Below are 16219 nucleotides of genomic sequence, written 5' to 3' on the forward strand. Positions count from 1 at the left end.
CGGACCCGCCGACCACGTTTCTCTTTCTTCTCTCTTCAATTGTCAAAAAACCGACGGAAAAACCGTCCCAATCTCATCCGAAACTGCGAAAACCACCCGAACCAAATCAGGCTCAATTCTCACCAGCTCCGTCAGGAAACCCTAGAGCGAGTTCGTCGGCCGCCAGAAGCGCCGCCGCTCTCGTTCGATGAGCGGGTTATAAGCCCACCCATACGAATACGTCAACAGGGCATGTGACATTTTTTTGAAAATTTCTTCGGAAAGGCGCGCCGCCCTTTCGTTTCCCCCGGATTTTCAGGGCTTTTGCCCTCAACGACCCGCAAACGACAGCGCCTGCCCTCAGATTTTCACAATCCGCACGTCTTAAGGATCGTTAAGAACCCGCGTGATTTGACTCGCATGCCCTCCCGCGTGCATGGTCGCGCGCTGAAAAGCATAACAAACGACACAGGGCGAAGCGCAATCGGCATGACCACTGACCGGAACATGATCCGATCTCTCGGCAACGAACCGCCGATCCTCGCCGACGGACGCAAGGCGCCCGACCGTCGCGAAATTTCCCTGCGCTGGCTCTCCGGCACCTTCCTGACCGGCATCACCTCTTCCATCCTCATGGGTGTCGCCCTCTTTGCCGCCCTCGACGGCCGCCAACAGCTCGCCATTCCGGCGGAAGCCTTCGCGGCTCTCGGCACGCCGAACCAGACAAGCAAGACCGGCGAAACGGCAAAACGTGGCGAACGGGTCGTGGAGACGGCGATCGTCGCCAAACCCGCCGACAAGAAGATCATGGAAATCTCCACCATGATCCATGACGGCGAGAAGGAAGTCGTGCGCCGCCAGCCCTTCGCCCATGTGAAGATGGCGCTCGCGGCAAACCACGCGACGAGCGAGGACTATCCGCGCTTCGACCCGCTCGCAATCTTCTCCACCAATGGCCGCGATGCCGCGCCCGCCTCGCGCATGGGCACGATCTATGGCTCGGACGTCGAATCCGAAGTGGCGCTGCAAACCGATGCCTTCCCGACCGGCGGCTCGGCGCTCGACTATGCCGACCAGATGTCGATCGAGGAAGTCGAGGAGAATGTGCGCACCAACGGTTCCGTGCTGACGGACGGCAGTTCGCAGGTCGCCTCCCTCTCCTATGTCGACCCGCAGCGCTTCGCCTCGGAAGGCACCGACCTCGATCTGTTGCAGGGGCTGACCGCCCGCGTCGTCGAGGAAAACATGAGCGTGTCGAACTTCGATACGATAACCCCCGACGATACCGAATATGCCGACGACGTGATCCCCGTGCGCCGCACAGCCGAGATCGATCAGATCATGACGGCGGCCGGCTACACCAAGGCGCAGGGCGACGACCTTTCCGCCTATCTCGAAAGCCAGCTCGGCAGCCGGGAACTGGCCGAGGGCGACGTGCTGCGCATCTGCATTTCGCAAAAGGGCAAGGAAGCGAGCATCGTGCGTGCCAGCGTCTATTCGCGCGGTCGCCATGTGACGACCGCAGCGCTCGACGATAGCGGCCGCTTCGTCAGCGGCGCGGAACCGCCGGTGCTCGATGCGGTGGCGACTGCCTTCGACGACGACGGCCGGCCGGCGATCATTGCCGGGCGCGACCTGCCACGCGTCTATGACGGTATCTATCGCGCCGCCCTATCCTACGGCATGGGCAAGGACATGACGACGGAAGTCATCCGCATCCTCGCCAGCAATGTCGATTTCCAGGCGCAGTTGCGCCCGACGGATTCGCTCGAAGCCTTCTTCTCCGTCACCGACGAGAAGGGCACGGCGACGGAGGACTCCGAAATCCTCTTCCTCGACGCCAAGTTCGGCGACACGGAGACCCGCGTCTACCGCTTCCAGAATTCGGAAGACGGCGCGGTCGATTATTACGACCAGGACGGCAAGAGCATCCGGCAGTTCCTGCTGCGCAATCCCGTGCCGAACGGCACCTTCCGCTCCGGCTTCGGCATGCGGCGCCATCCGATCCTCGGTTTTTCGCGCATGCATACCGGCGTCGACTGGGCGGCACCGCGCGGCACGCCGATCATCGCGGCCGGCAACGGCACGGTCGAAAAGGCCGGCTGGGATTCCGGCGGCTACGGCAACCAGACACTGATCCGCCATGCCAATGGCTATGTCTCGTCCTACAACCACCAGAGCGCGATCGCCAAGGGCATCAAACCGGGCGTGAAAGTGCGCCAGGGCCAGGTGATCGGCTTCGTCGGCACGACCGGCCTTTCGACCGGCCCGCACCTGCATTACGAACTGATCGTCAACGGCAACAAGGTGGATGCGCTGAAAATCCGCCTGCCCGGCGGCAAGTCGCTGGAGGGCAAGGCGCTTGCCCAGTTCGAGGTCGAGCGCAAGCGCATCGACGACCTGCTCGGCCGCGGCGACGACCCGACGGAAGTGGCGGAAACCCACTGAACGAAAAAGCGCGGGCCGAGACCCGCGCTTCGTTTTTTCCAAGACCGATGATGCGCCTCAGGCGGCCTTGCTCACCGTCGCACCGCGTGGCGAGAAGAGCAGCCGGTCGGAGCCGGCGGTCACCTTGACGGTCACGCCGTCAGGGATATCGCCGGAGAGGATTTTCTCCGCCAGCGGATCCTGCAGGTGCTTCTGAATCGCCCGCTTCAGCGGACGCGCGCCATAAACCGGGTCGTAACCCTTTTCCGCCAGCCAGTGCACGGCCTCCTCGTCGAGATCGAGAACGATCTTGCGGTCGACCAGCAGCTTGCGCAGCCGCTCCAGCTGGATGGCGACGATCGCGCCCATTTCCGTCCGCTTGAGGCGGTGGAACAGGATGATCTCGTCGACGCGGTTCAGGAATTCCGGCCGGAACGCCATCTTCACGACATCCATCACCTGGTCGCGCACCGTATCACTGTCCTCGTTCTCGCCGAGCGCAGTGAGATATTCGGCGCCGAGATTCGAGGTCATGATGATCATCGTGTTGCGGAAATCGACGGTGCGACCCTGGCCATCGGTCAGGCGGCCGTCGTCGAGGACCTGCAGGAGCACATTGAAGACATCCGGATGCGCCTTTTCGATTTCGTCGAACAGCACGACCTGGTAGGGCCGGCGGCGGACGGCTTCGGTCAAGGCACCACCTTCCTCATAACCGACATAGCCCGGAGGCGCACCGATCAGCCGGGCGACGGAGTGTTTCTCCATATATTCCGACATGTCCATGCGCTGGATCGCCGTCTCGTCGTCGAAGAGGAAGCGGGCGAGCGCCTTGGTGAGCTCCGTCTTGCCGACGCCGGTGGGGCCTAAGAAGATGAACGAGCCGATCGGCCGGTTCGGATCCTGAAGGCCGGCACGTGCACGGCGCACGGCGCGGGAAACCGCCTGCACGGCGTCACCCTGGCCGACGACCCACTTGGCGAGATCATCTTCCATGCGCAACAGCTTGTCGCGTTCGCCTTCCAGCATCTTGTCGACCGGAATGCCGGTCCAGCGGGAGACGATATGGGCGATGTTGTCGGCGGTCACGACCTCCTGCACCATCGGATCGACATCGCCGGCATCGCGGCCTTCGGCGTCCTCCAGCTCCTTTTCGAGCTTCGGAATGATGCCATAGGCAAGCTCGCCGGCGCGCTGGAACTCGCCCTTGCGCTGGGCAATGGCCAGTTCGTTGCGCAACTCGTCGAGTTGGCCCTTCAGGTCGGCGGCGCGGCCGAGCTTCGACTTTTCCGCCTGCCAGCGCGCAGTCAGCGCGTCGGCCTCTTCCTCGATCGCGGCAAGGTCGAGTTCGAGCTTTTCGAGCCGATCCTGCGACGAGCGGTCGGTTTCCTTTTTCAGGGCTTCGCGCTCGATCTTCAGCTGGATGATGCGGCGATCGAGTTCGTCGAGCTCTTCCGGCTTGGAATCGACCTGCATGCGCAGCCGCGAGGCAGCTTCGTCCATCAGGTCGATCGCCTTGTCCGGCAGGAAGCGATCGGAAATGTAGCGGTTGGAGAGGGTCGCGGCGGCAACGAGGGCGGCATCGGCGATGCGGACCTTGTGGTGCTGCTCGTACTTCTCCTTCAGGCCGCGCAGGATCGAGATCGTGTCCTCGACCGTCGGCTCGTCCACCATGACGGGCTGGAACCGGCGGGCAAGGGCAGCGTCCTTCTCGACATGCTTGCGGTATTCATCGAGCGTGGTCGCGCCGACGCAGTGCAATTCGCCGCGGGCGAGCGCGGGCTTCAGCAGGTTGGAGGCGTCCATCGCCCCTTCCGCCTTGCCGGCACCGACCAGCGTGTGCATCTCGTCGATGAACAGGATGATCTCGCCGTCTTCCGCCTGCACTTCGGCAAGCACAGCCTTCAGGCGCTCCTCGAATTCACCGCGATATTTCGCACCGGCAATCAGCGCGCCCATGTCGAGCGCCATCAGCTTCTTCTCTTTCAGGCTTTCCGGCACGTCGCCGTTGACGATGCGCAGCGCGAGGCCTTCGGCGATCGCCGTCTTGCCGACGCCGGGTTCACCGATGAGGACCGGATTGTTCTTCGTGCGGCGCGACAACACCTGGATGGTGCGGCGGATTTCGTCGTCGCGGCCGATCACCGGGTCGAGGCGGCCTTCGCGCGCATCGGCCGTCAGGTCACGGGCAAATTTTTTCAGCGAATCGAAACCCTGCTCGGCGCTTGCCGTGTCGGCGGTGCGGCCCTTGCGGATGTCGTTGATCACCTGGTTGAGCTTGGTCGGCGTCACGCCGGCCTTGGCCAGGATATCGGCAGTCGCCGCGGATTTTTCGATCGCGAGCGCCAGCAACAGGCGTTCGACCGTGACGAAGCTGTCGCCGGCCTTCTTGGCGGCGTCTTCGGCGGTCGAGAAGACCTTGGCGAGCGGCTGCGAAAGGTAGACCTGGCCGTTGCCGCCGGTGGTTTTGGGCTGCTTGGCGAGGGCGGCGTCGTTGGCGGTCCGCGCATCGCGCGCGCTGCCGCCAGCCCGTTCGATGAGCGAGGCGGCCATGCCCTGCTCGTCATCGAGCAGCACTTTCAGGACATGTTCTGCGGTGAACTGCGGATGGCCATCGGCCAGCGCCTTCGTCTGGGCGGATTGCAAGAATCCGCGGACGCGCTCGGAGTATTTTTCAATATTCATCATCTGCCTCCAGTACTCGGCCGGCCCTTCAAGGCACCGGTCGACGATTAGGATAAGGCTCCCATCAAGGCGAACCTTTCATGCGTACGGATCCCCGGCCTTGTGACCGGTCAACCGCTTGAAGGGAATATGGTGGAGGGCATTTGCGAATTAAAGGGAGCGTGGAAGCGCCTGTCGAGATTTTTCCGGGGCGACCTTCCAAAACGCAAGAACCCGGCGCAAGGCCGGGTTCTTCGATGCTGGGCAGATGCCGTTATTCCGAGGCTTCGAGCGCCGGAGCACCTTCGCCCTCAGGCTGTGCTTCGTCACCGGCAGCGGCTGCTTCGCCACGGCGCGGACGGCGCGGGCGCGGTGCACTGCGGCGGCGTGCCGGGGCACGACCGGCGGGGGCACCGGATTCCTCTTCAAGCGAAACTTCGGCCGGCGTACCTTCGATCACCGGCTGCGGGCCGGAACCGTCGATGACGGGCTGTTCGACCGGAACCGCCACCACAGGGGCGGAGGCCGGTGCTGCGGCAACGGGTGCCGGCTCGTCGACGGCCGTCGAATCGACTTCGTCCTGATCACGGTCGTAGCCGTCCCGGTCGTTGAAATCGTTGCGATCGGCATTGTCCGGGCGCTCGTCGCGCGGGAAGCGCTCCTGCATCTGCGCCTGAGCGGCGGCAATGATGCGGTTGTAGTGCTCGGCATGCTGAAGATAGTTTTCAGCCATGACACGGTCGCCGGAGCTATGGGAATCCCGGGCCAGCGCCGAGTATTTTTCGGCGATATGCTGGGCCGTGCCCCTGATCTTCACGTCCGGACCCGAACTGTCGTAGGTCCTCGTCAGGGGATTGCCACCCTTGCGGTGGTTGTTGTTGTTATTGTTGTTATTGTTATTGCTGTTGTTATTATTGTTGTTGTTACGCCCGCGGCCGCGCTTGTTTTGCTGTCCTGGCCTCATATGTCACTCACCTAACGTATCGTGTCTTGATGATCATGTGTCCGACGCCTGATCGGGACACGCCGGATCAAGCATCCTTACCCGCGGGCAAACCACGCCGGTGGGTGGTCCTGTCGCTGTAAGACGTCAAATTAACAGGTACCCGCACGGGGCAGTCTTCAACCCTAGCAACTCTTCGGAGAGAGAAACCCTCAAGATCGGATCATGCAGGAACGAATCTCTGTGCCATGACCTCTTGCCCAGTGCGTGCCCGCAACCTAGCCCGCTTCTTTTACGATTCCAAGCCTTTTCTTTGCGGTTGCGGAAATTGCTGCGCTTGCGCAACGAGATTTAAGCAACCGCCGCTTTTGTGAAAAGGAGAACGCGGTCGTTGCCGCCGAAATCCCCGACCGCCTCGATCCGCGCAAAACCATTCTCGCGCATGATCGCGGTGACCTGGTCCTTCTGGTCATAACCGATTTCGTAAGCCACCAGGCCGTTGTCGCGAAGATGCTCGCCCACCCCGGCAGCGATGGCGCGATAGGCATCAAGCCCGTCTTCTCCACCATCCAGCGCCAAGATCGGATCGTAGAGCCGGACCTCGTCGTCCAGCGTTCCGACCACGGAGCGGACGATATAGGGCGGATTTGACACGATGATGTCAAAGACCCCGGTCACGGCTGCAAACCAGTCGCTCTCGATCGCCTCGAAGCGGTCCGCGACCCCATTGATATCGGCATTGCGCCGCGCCGTTTCAAGGGCACCCGGCGAAAGATCGGTTCCGACGCCCGTGGTGCCCGCAACGAGGTCGAGCAAGGCGAGACAGATCGCGCCCGTTCCCGTGCCGAGATCCAGGATACGGCAACGGCCGGTTTCGGCAATCATGCGCGTCGCATGGGGCACGAGCGTATCGACGAGCACTTCGGTATCCGGCCGCGGCTCCAGCGTTTCGGGCGAGAGCGCGAGGTCAAGCCGCGAAAAGGCCCGGCGACCAAGAATGCGGTGCACCGGCTCGCGCGCCACGCGCCGTGCTAGCGCCGCATCGATCGTCGCCATCTGTGCTGTGTCCAGAACCCGAGTGCCGTCCGTGACGAACGCCGTCGAGGAAAGATCGAGCAAGCCCGCGATCAGCAACCGCGCATCCTGCGCGGCATTCGCAATGCCAGTCTCGGACAACCGCCGCCGCGCCGCGGCCAGCGCCTCGGCGAGCGTGGTGCCGCTCATCGGCCCTGGTCGCCGAGCTGTGCCAGCTGGCCGGCCTGGTAATCGGCAACCAGCGCATCGACCACTTCGTCGATTTCGCCGATCATCATCCGGTCGAGCTTGTAGAGCGTCAGGTTGATGCGGTGGTCCGTCACGCGGCCCTGCGGGAAATTGTAGGTGCGGATGCGCTCGGACCGGTCGCCGGAACCGACCTGGCTCCTGCGATCGGCGGAGCGTTCGCTATCCGCACGCTGGCGCTCCATGTCGTAGAGCCGCGAGCGCAGCACCTGCATGGCCTTCGCCCTGTTCTGGTGCTGCGACTTTTCCGAACTCGTCACGACGAGGCCGGTTGGAAGATGCGTGATGCGCACCGCCGAATCCGTCGTGTTGACGTGCTGGCCACCAGCACCCGACGAGCGCATCGTATCGATGCGGATGTCTTCCTGGCGAACCTCGATGTCGATCTCTTCCGCTTCCGGCAGCACGGCAACTGTCGCCGCGGACGTGTGGATGCGGCCGCCCGCCTCGGTTTCCGGAACGCGCTGGACACGGTGCACGCCGGATTCGAACTTTAGCTTGGCGAACACGCCGCGCCCGGTGATGGTCGCGATGATTTCCTTGAAGCCGCCCGCCTCGCCCTCGCTGGAAGAGAGCACCTCAACCTTCCAGTTATTGGCGGCGGCGTAACGCTCGTACATGCGAAACAGGTCGCCGGCAAAAAGTGCTGCTTCCGAGCCGCCCGTGCCGGCGCGGATTTCGAGGATCGCGCTCTTCTCGTCAGCCGCGTCCTTCGGGAGAAGCAGGATCTGCATCTCCTTCTCCAGACCTTCGATCCGTTCCTTCAACTCCGGTAGTTCCATCTCCGCGAGATCGCGCATCTCCCGGTCGGTCGCCTTGTCGTTGAGCAGCACCTCGAGGTCGGCGATCTCGCCGCTGACCTTCTGGTATTCGCGGATCTTCGTCACGACCGGCTGAAGCTCGGAATATTCCGAGGCGAGACGCACATAAGTCTCCGAATCCGGCCCCGCCGACATGCGGGCCTCGATCTCGCCGAAACGGCGTTCGAGTTCGCGCATCTTTTCAACGGGAAGCTTCGCCACCGTTCAAACTCCAGTCAATGTCAAAGCGGAACGCCGTTTTCGGCCGCAAAGTCGGTAAGGATCTGGCGGATCGAGGCCGAGGGCTTCGTATCGTCGAGCGCCGGCGTCAGCAGCGCCTCGAGTTTTTCCGCATCGAGCGAGAGCAACATCGACTTCACCGGGCCGATCGCCGCCGGCGACATCGAGACGGAGCGGAAGCCTATGCCAAGCAGCGCCATGGCGGAGATCGGCTTGCTCGCCATCTCGCCGCACAGTGTCACCAGCGTATCGTTGCGGATCCCGGCGCGCACGATATCGCGCAGGATGCGCAGGAACGGGCGGCCGAGCGTGTCGAAACGATCGGAAACGCGGGCATTGCCGCGGTCGACCGCCATGGCGAACTGGAACAGGTCGTTCGAGCCGACCGAGACGAAATCGACCTCGGCCATCAGCTCGTCGAGCTGCCAGAGCAGCGCCGGCACTTCCAGCATCGCGCCGAATTGCAGCTTCTTCGGAAGCTGTTCGCCGATCTTCGACTGCCGCTGGATTTCTTTCTGGAGAAGGTCGCGAACTTCCTTCAGCTCCGAAACCTCGGTCACCATCGGCAGCATCAGCCGAAGGTCGGCCCCGGCCGCCGCGCGCAGCATGGCGCGAAGCTGGGTGCGCAGCAGGCCCGGCCGGTCGAGCGAAAGGCGGATGGCGCGCCAGCCAAGCGCCGGGTTCTCCTCCTCCGCCGCGCGAAAATACGGTACGACCTTGTCGCCACCGATATCGAGCGTGCGGAAGGTCACCGGGCGTCCGCCGGCCTGCTTCAGCACGTTGCGATAGAACGCCTCCTGCTCCTCCGCCTTCGGCATGGTCGAGGCGATCATGAACTGGAGTTCGGTGCGGAACAGGCCGATGCCGGAGGCACCGGATTCATTGAGATGCGGCAGGTCGACAAGCAGGCCCGCATTCATCTGCAGATTGATATGGCGGCCGTCCTTGGTGACCGGTTCGACGGCACGCAGCGCCCGGTACTGCTCCTGTCGGCGGGCGCGGAAGCGGACCTTCTCCTCATAGGAGCGCTGGAGATCGGGCAGCGGACGCAGATGCACGCGCGCATCGTCGCCGTCGACGATGATCGGATCGCCGTTTTCCGCAAGTGCCACGGCACCCGCGGCCTGGCCGACCACCGAGATGCCCATGGCGCGGGCCACGATCACCACATGGCTGGTGACGGCACCGTCCTCGAGCACGAGGCCGCGCACGTTCTCGCGCGGATAATCGAGCAGTTCGGCCGCCCCCATGGCGCGGGCGACGACGATCGCATCGTTCGGGAACGAGCTGGCCGAGAGTTTTGCGCCATAGCCGGTCAATTGCCGCAGCAACCGGTTCGCCAGATCGTCGAAATCGTGCATGCGCTCGCGCAGATAGGGATCCGTCAGGCGGATCATGCGCGCCTTTGTCTCGCTCTGCACCCGCTCGACGGCCGCTTCGGCCGTCAGGCCATTGCGGATCGCCTCTTCAAGTTTTCTCACCCAGCCGCGGTCATGCGCGAACATCCGGTAGGTTTCCAGCACCTCGCGGTGCTCGCCCTCCATCGAGATTTCACGACGCGACAGCATATCGTCGATCGAGATGCGCAGCGACCCGAGCGCCTCGGCAAGCCGGCCGAGTTCGTGTTCGGAATCCTCGTTGAGCAGGTTGGTGACGACGATGCGCGGCTCGTGCAGCACGACATAGCCGAGGCCGATGCCCTCGCCGAAACTCGAACCCTCGATCGAGACGGGTCGGGATAGGTCGAGTTCGAGGCCGGGCTTGGTGAGCTTCTTCAGCTCCCCGGTCGCCACCATTTCCGCAATCACCATCGCCGTCGTTTCGAGCGCCTCCACCTCGTCTTCGCGGTAGGTGCGGCTCGCCTTGTTCTGCACGACAAGCACGCCGAGCGCCCTGCCGGTTCGCAAGATAGGAACGCCGAGGAAGGAGTGGTAGATCTCCTCACCCGTTTCCGGCAGATAGGTGAAAGCCGGATGGGATTGCGCATCGGAAAGGTTCAGCGGCCGCGCGGAGGCGGCGATGGTGCCGACAAGGCCCTGGCCCATCTTGAGCTGGGCAAGGTGGACGGCACCGGGATTGAGACCTTCGGTCGCGTAGAGTTCGAGCACGCCGTCGGAGCGCAGCACATAGACCGAGCATACCTCCGCGACCATGTTCTGCGCGATCTGGCGCACGATCTGGTCAAGGCGCTCCTGTGGCTCGAGCGGCTCCGCCATCAACTCGCGCAGCCGCTTGAGAAGAACGCGCGGACCAGCGGAGAGATCTCTCATCGCGTGGCGTCTCCCGAAAATGACGTTACCTCGCCGGCGCTTGGCTACGCCGGCGATCATAAGATCGGCGCCGAGTCGGCCGGTCCTTACTTCTTATCGAGACCGTAGACGGAATGCAAAGTCCGAACCGCGAGTTCGGCATAGACACCGTCGATCAGGATGGAAATCTTGATCTCGGAGGTCGTGATCGCCTTGATGTTGATGCCCTTGTCGGCGAGCGCCCGGAAGGCGGAGGCCGCAACACCCGCGTGGCTGCGCATGCCGATGCCGATGACGGAGACCTTTACCAGGCCCGTCTCGTGCTGGATGACGTCGAAGCCGACCTGATCCTTGGCGCCTTCGAGAACCTTCAGCGCCTTCTCGACGTCGCCGAACGGCACCGTGAAGGTCATGTCGGTCTTCGAGCCGTCCTCGGAAATGTTCTGGACGATCATGTCGACATTGATATGCGATTCGGCAAGCGGGCCGAAGATCGCGGCGGAAACGCCCGGCCGGTCGGCGACGCGGCGGAGCGAAATCTGCGCTTCATCCTTGGCATAGGCGATGCCTGTTACGACTTCCTGTTCCACGATCTCTTCCTCATCACAAATCAGCGTACCGGGCGGGTTCAGAAGATCGCCCATGCCCGGCGCATCGGGATCCACGAAAGACGAGCGCACAAAGGTGCGTACCTTGTGCACCATGGCAAGCTCGACCGAGCGCACCTGCAGAACCTTGGCGCCGAGAGACGCCATTTCGAGCATTTCCTCGAAGGCGATCTTCTTGAGACGCCGGGCCTTCGGCTCGATGCGCGGGTCGGTCGTGTAGACGCCATCGACGTCGGTATAGATATCGCAGCGGTCCGCCTTGACGGCCGCGGCGATGGCGACGGCAGAGGTATCCGAGCCACCGCGGCCGAGTGTGGCCACGCGGTTGTCCGGGCCGAGGCCCTGGAAGCCGGCGACGACGGCCACCTGGCCCTCGCCCATGCGGCGGATCATTTCCGAGCCCTCGATGTCGAGGATGCGGGCGGCGCCATGCGCGTTGTCGGTCTTGATCGGGATCTGCCAGCCCTGCCAGGAGCGGGCATCTATACCCATCGACTGGAGCGCGATGGCGAGAAGACCGGCCGTCACCAGTTCGCCGGAAGCGACGATCGCGTCATATTCGCGCGCGTCGTAGAAGGGCGAGTTGGCGCCCGTCACCTTCGGCATGCCCTGCACCCAGCCGACGAGTTCGTTCGTCTTGCCGGACATGGCGGAAACGACGACGGCGACTTCGTGGCCGGCATCGACCTCGCGTTTCACATGACGGGCCACATTGTGGATACGGTCGAGGTCAGCGACGGACGTTCCGCCGAATTTCATCACGATGCGTGCCATGAGTGTGTACCGCTATTCCATATATACGCGCGAGCGCGCGGGAGAAACCGCGGGGTCTCTTAGCGGAAGACCCCGCGCTGCGCAATGCATGGAATCCGGCAAACGGTTCCGGTGGCGGCGGTGCGCGTAAAAAGACCCGCGCACCTGTCGGCACGCGGGCAAGGGATCGGATCATGACACGCGGTTCCGGCAGAATCGCTTGAGCGTTTGCGTCCGGAACTTCGCGGCGAGGAACCGCGGGCGGGGCGGCGCCCGCGGTCATGTCACCTTACTTCTGCCAGCTCTTGACGAGTTCGTCATAGTTGACGGTCAGCGGCTTTTCCTTTTCGTTTTCGATCTTGAGCTGCGGCGCGAGGTTGCCCTTTTCGACGGCATCCTTGTTCCAGTATTCAAGATCGTGCTCTTCGGCGAGCTTCGGACCGATATCGCCCTGGACGCCGGCGCGCTCGAGGCGTTCCAGCACCTTTTCCTGCTCGGCGCAGAGCGAATCCATCGCTTCCTGCGCCGTCTTGGCACCCGACGACGCATCGCCGATCGCCTGCCACCACAGCTGGGCCAGCTTCGGATAGTCCGGGATGTTCGTACCGGTCGGCGACCACTGCACGCGGGCCGGCGAACGGTAGAACTCGATCAGACCACCAAGCTTCGGTGCGCGTTCCGTGAAGGACGGATGGGCGATCGAGGATTCGCGGATGAGCGTCAGGCCGGTATGGCTCTTCTTGACGTCAACCGTCTTGGAGACGACGAACTGCGCATAGAGCCATGCGGCCTTGGCGCGGTCGTCCGGCGTGGACTTCAAGAGCGTCCAGGAACCCACGTCCTGGTAGCCGAGCTTCATGCCGTCCTTCCAGTAGACGCCGTGAGGCGACGGCGCGAAACGCCACTTCGGCGTACCGTCCGCGTTCACGACCGGCAGACCGTCCTTCACGAAGTCGGCGGTGAACGCCGTATAGGTGAACATCTGCTGGGCGACTTCACCCTGCGACGGAACCGGGCCGGATTCCGAGAAGGTCATGCCCTGGGCGGAGGCCGGTGCATAGGCCTTCAACCAGTCGAGATACTTCTGGATGGCGTAGACGGAAGCCGGGCCGTTGGTGTCGCCGCCGCGCGCGACGCACGAGCCGACCGGACGCGAGTTCTCATCGACCTTGATGCCCCATTCGTCGACCGGCAGACCGTTTGGCAGGCCCTTGTCGCCGTTGCCGGCCATCGAGAGCCAGGCGTCGGTGAAGCGCCAGCCGAGCGACGGGTCCTTCTTGCCGTAGTCCATGTGGCCATAGACCTTCTTGCCGTCGATCTCGCGGCCGGTGAAGAACTCGGCGATGTCCTCGTAAGCCGACCAGTTGACCGGAACGCCGAGGTCGTAGCCGTACTTCGCCTTGAAGTCCGCCTGGTTCTTCGCGTCGTTGAACCAATCGTAGCGGAACCAGTAGAGGTTCGCGAACTGCTGGTCGGGCAGCTGGTAGAGGTCGCCGTCCGGAGCAGTGGTGAACTTCAGGCCGATGAAGTCGTTGAGGTCGAGGTTCGGGTTGGTGACGTCCTTGCCTTCGTTGGCCATCCACTTGGTGAGCGAACGGGCCTGCTGGTAGCGCCAATGCGTGCCGATCAGGTCCGAATCGTTGACATAGGCGTCATAGACGTTTTCGCCCGACTGCATCTGGGTCTGCAGCTTTTCGACGACGTCGCCCTCGCCGATCAGGTCGTGGGTGATCTTGATGCCGGTGATCGCGGTGAAGGCCGGCGCAAGAACCTTCGATTCGTATTCATGCGTGGTGATCGTTTCGGAGACGACCTTGATTTCCATGCCGGCGAACGGCTTGGCGGCGTCGATGAACCACTGCATTTCCGCTTCCTGGCCAGCGCGGTCGAGCGAGGACAAATCGCCGATTTCCGCGTCCAGGAACTTCTTGGCAGCGTCCATGTCCGCGAAGGCGGAGCCGGTGAACGCCAGCAGCATGACTGCCGTCGTCGTCAGAAGTTGCTTTCGCATATTGATCCTCCCTTAGGGTTTTGCGATTGCATGCGAGAAGGCCCCATAATTCTCCCCGGGGCCTCCCTTCCCGATTGCCTAGACGAAGCGGAAAACGCCGATGGCGTAGACCACGGACAAGGCAAGAGCCCACCACAGATTGGAACCGACAAGGCCCAACCATGCGAGATTGATGAATGCGGAGCCGAGCAGCGACACGAACAGCCGGTCGCCGCGCGTCGTCTCGAAGCGCAGGATGCCGACCCGCGGATTGCCGCCCGGGCGGGCATATTCCCAGACGCCCATCAGCGCGATCAGCGTGAAGATCGTCAGGAAGAACATGGCGGTCGGAAACGACCAGGCCATCCACCCGCCAGCGATCAGCGGCGCGAAGAAGTCGCGCTCGCCGTCCTTGACCGGAAGCCCCATGAACAGCGCGCCGGCGATGACGACATAGAGGACGAGCACGGCGACCAGCGCCACGGGCCAGCGATTGTTGCGGTTTATGACGGCAGCGGCCATATCAGACCCTCCCCAGGGCAAAGCCCTTGGCGATGTAATTGCGGACAAAGTAGATGACGAGCGCGCCGGGAATGATGGTCAGCACACCGGCCGCCGCCAGCACGCCCCAGTCCATGCCCGAAGCAGACACCGTGCGCGTCATCGTCGCGGCGATCGGCTTGGCATCCGTTGTCGTCAACGTGCGGGCGATCAGGAGTTCGACCCAGGAGAACATGAAGCAGAAGAAGGCGGCGACGCCGATGCCGGACGCGATCAGCGGCACGAAGATCTTGGCGAAGAATTTCGGGAACGAGTAACCGTCGATATAAGCGGTCTCGTCGATCTCCTTCGGCACACCGGACATGAAGCCTTCAAGGATCCAGACGGCGAGCGGCACGTTGAACAGGCAGTGGGCGATTGCCACCGCAATATGCGTGTCGATCAGGCCGAAGGCCGAATAGAGCTGGAAGAACGGCAGCGCGAAAACGGCCGGCGGCGCCATGCGGTTGGTCAAGAGCCAGAAGAACAGGTGCTTGTCGCCGAGGAACCGGTAGCGCGAGAAGGCGTAGGCCGCCGGCAGCGCCACGGAAACCGAGATCAGCGTGTTCAGCACCACATAGATGATCGAGTTGATATAGCCGGAATACCAGGCCGGATCGGTGAAGATCACCGTGTAGTTGCGAAGCGTCGGATTGACCGGCCAGAGCGAGAAAGCGCCGGTGATCTCCGCATTCGTCTTGAAGCTCATGTTGACGAGCCAGTAGATCGGCAGCATCAGGAAGACGATGTAGAGCGTCGGCACCAGCCAGGAGAGGCTGCGCTTGCTACTGGCGCCGGCCTTGACGCCGGTGCGGGCCGCCGTGCCGGTCTGGATCGGGTTTGCGGTGGTTGCCTGTGAGGTCATGGTTTCCTCCCTCACGCCTGTTCGTCGCTGCTGGTCATGACCGTGTAGAAGATCCATGACAGCAGGAGGATGATCAGGAAGTAGATGATGGACATTGCCGCGGCCGGGCCAAGGTCGAACTGGCCGATCGCCATCTTGACGAGGTCGATCGACAGGAAGGTCGTCGAGTTGCCGGGGCCGCCGCCGGTGACGACGAAGGGCTCGGTATAGATCATGAAACTATCCATGAAGCGCAGCAGGAAGGCGATCAAAAGAACGCGCTTCATCTTCGGCAGCTGGATGTAGCGGAAGACCGCCCAGCGCGAGGCGCCGTCGATCTTGGCCGCCTGGTAGTAGGCCTCCGGGATCGAGACGAGGCCGGCATAGCAGAGCAGCACGACCAGGCTCGTCCAGTGCCAGACATCCATGACGATCAGCGTCAGCCAGGCGTCGAAGACGTTGTTGACGTAGTTGTAGCTGATGCCGAGCGCATCGAGCGTGCGGCCGAGCAGGCCGATATCGACGCGACCGAAAACCTGCCAGATCGTGCCGACCACGTTCCACGGAATGAGCAGCGGCAGCGCCATCAGCACGAGGCAGACCGGCACGCCGAGCCCCTTCTTCGGCATGTTGAGCGCGATCAGGATGCCGAGCGGAATCTCGATCGCCAGGATGATGCCGGAGAACAGCAGGTTGCGCCCGAGCGCCTGCCAGAAACGATCGGATTCCAGCACGTCGGAAAACCAGCCGACGCCGTTCCAGAAGAACTGGTTGTTTCCAAAGGTGTCCTGGACCGAATAGTTCACCACCGTCATCAGCGGGATCACCGCCGAAAAGGCGACGAGCAGCAGGACGGGCAGGACCATGAACCAGGCCTTGTTGTTCCAGGTCTTGTTCATCG

Annotated in this window: 11 protein-coding genes; 1 reads left to right on the top strand and 10 read right to left on the bottom strand. The window is 63.0% G+C overall.

Annotation, left to right across the window (positions count from 1 at the left end; genetic code table 11):
- Positions 1 to 468: 468 nt before the first annotated feature.
- Entirely contained in the window at positions 469 to 2427 is a 1959-nt protein-coding gene (locus tag VGN93_RS27960) for a M23 family metallopeptidase (RefSeq protein ID WP_327510205.1), read from the top strand.
- Positions 2428 to 2484: 57 nt separating this feature from the next.
- On the opposite strand, the gene clpB is transcribed toward VGN93_RS27960, so the two are convergent.
- The 10 genes from clpB to VGN93_RS28010 form a co-directional block, all read right to left on the bottom strand.
- Positions 2485 to 5091: an ATP-dependent chaperone ClpB gene (gene clpB / locus VGN93_RS27965; protein ID WP_327510206.1), complete on the bottom strand. Its 2607-nt coding sequence runs from the start codon at positions 5089 to 5091 to the stop codon at positions 2485 to 2487.
- A gap of 253 nt (positions 5092 to 5344) precedes the next feature.
- Complete coding sequence (locus VGN93_RS27970; RefSeq protein ID WP_327510207.1) at positions 5345 to 6034, bottom strand: DUF4167 domain-containing protein; 690 nt, start codon at positions 6032 to 6034, stop codon at positions 5345 to 5347.
- A 330-nt stretch (positions 6035 to 6364) separates the two neighbouring features.
- Positions 6365 to 7237 (bottom strand): peptide chain release factor N(5)-glutamine methyltransferase, encoded by an 873-nt coding sequence (prmC, locus tag VGN93_RS27975; RefSeq protein WP_327510208.1) that lies wholly within the window; start codon positions 7235 to 7237, stop codon positions 6365 to 6367.
- Positions 7234 to 8316 carry a peptide chain release factor 1 gene (prfA, locus tag VGN93_RS27980; RefSeq protein ID WP_327510209.1) on the bottom strand — a complete coding sequence of 361 codons (1083 nt, stop codon included), beginning with the start codon at positions 8314 to 8316 and terminating at the stop codon, positions 7234 to 7236. The genes prmC and prfA overlap by 4 nt, the downstream gene beginning before the upstream one ends.
- Positions 8317 to 8336: 20 nt before the next feature.
- The gene (gene ptsP, locus VGN93_RS27985) at positions 8337 to 10604 is read right to left on the bottom strand and encodes a phosphoenolpyruvate--protein phosphotransferase (protein ID WP_319324695.1); all 2268 of its coding nucleotides are present in this window, start codon (positions 10602 to 10604) and stop codon (positions 8337 to 8339) included.
- An 86-nt stretch (positions 10605 to 10690) separates the two neighbouring features.
- Entirely contained in the window at positions 10691 to 11965 is a 1275-nt protein-coding gene (locus VGN93_RS27990; protein WP_319324696.1) for an aspartate kinase, read from the bottom strand.
- 268 nt (positions 11966 to 12233) lie between these two features.
- Positions 12234 to 13955 carry an ABC transporter substrate-binding protein gene (locus VGN93_RS27995; protein ID WP_319324698.1) on the bottom strand — a complete coding sequence of 574 codons (1722 nt, stop codon included), beginning with the start codon at positions 13953 to 13955 and terminating at the stop codon, positions 12234 to 12236.
- A 78-nt stretch (positions 13956 to 14033) separates the two neighbouring features.
- Positions 14034 to 14456 carry a DUF2160 domain-containing protein gene (locus tag VGN93_RS28000; RefSeq protein WP_319324700.1) on the bottom strand — a complete coding sequence of 141 codons (423 nt, stop codon included), beginning with the start codon at positions 14454 to 14456 and terminating at the stop codon, positions 14034 to 14036.
- 1 nt (position 14457) lies between these two features.
- The gene (locus VGN93_RS28005; protein ID WP_327510210.1) at positions 14458 to 15339 is read right to left on the bottom strand and encodes a carbohydrate ABC transporter permease; all 882 of its coding nucleotides are present in this window, start codon (positions 15337 to 15339) and stop codon (positions 14458 to 14460) included.
- Between the two features lie 11 nt (positions 15340 to 15350).
- Positions 15351 to 16217 carry a sugar ABC transporter permease gene (locus tag VGN93_RS28010; RefSeq protein WP_319324703.1) on the bottom strand — a complete coding sequence of 289 codons (867 nt, stop codon included), beginning with the start codon at positions 16215 to 16217 and terminating at the stop codon, positions 15351 to 15353.
- Positions 16218 to 16219: the final 2 nt, after the last annotated feature.

Source organism: Shinella sp. (assembly GCF_035998705.1).
Classification (GTDB): Bacteria; Pseudomonadota; Alphaproteobacteria; order Rhizobiales; family Rhizobiaceae; genus Shinella.